Below are 517 nucleotides of genomic sequence, written 5' to 3'. Positions count from 1 at the left end.
GTGGTGGCAGGGGAAGTGCGTGCCCTGGCAGGCCGCAGTGCCGACGCGGCCAAAGAGATCAAGCAGCTCATCAGCACCAGCGTGGCTGAAATCCATGAAGGCAATATCCAGGCGGCCCATGCGGGTGAGACCATGGAGCAGGCCATTGCTGAAATCCGCAAAGTTACCCAGCTGATCAGCGACATCAGCCATGCCAGCGGTGAGCAAAGCAACGGCGTGGCGCAGGTGGCCGAGGCGGTCACGCACATGGACCAAACCACGCAGAAAAATGCTGCGTTGGTGGAAGAAATGGCGGGCGCAACCGAGGGCCTGCGCAAGCAAGCTGATGAGCTGGTGCATGCCGTGTCCATCTTCCGTTTGCAAGGCGGCAGCGCGCAACCACTGCAATCTCCGGCGTTGGTCACCCAGCGCCCGGTGATTCACGGCTCCCCCCGGCCGGCCGTAGCTGCGCCTGCCGTTGCACCTGCGGCGGCCCGCTCCCCAAGCCCGGCCCTGGCGCCCAGCGCAGCGAGATCGG

The 517-nt window shown here is 65.2% G+C and carries 1 protein-coding gene; it reads left to right on the top strand.

All coding sequences use genetic code 11. The features are described from left to right. Positions 1-517: methyl-accepting chemotaxis protein (locus B3R00_RS00565; protein ID WP_286996789.1), on the top strand; the 517-nt coding region annotated here is incomplete at both ends.

It is taken from the genome of Comamonas sp. UBA7840 (assembly GCF_002501455.1).
GTDB lineage: Bacteria > Pseudomonadota > Gammaproteobacteria > Burkholderiales > Burkholderiaceae_C > Comamonas > Comamonas jiangduensis.
The sequence above is the reverse complement of the archived record's forward strand: the minus strand, read 5'-3'. Positions and strand labels throughout refer to the sequence as shown.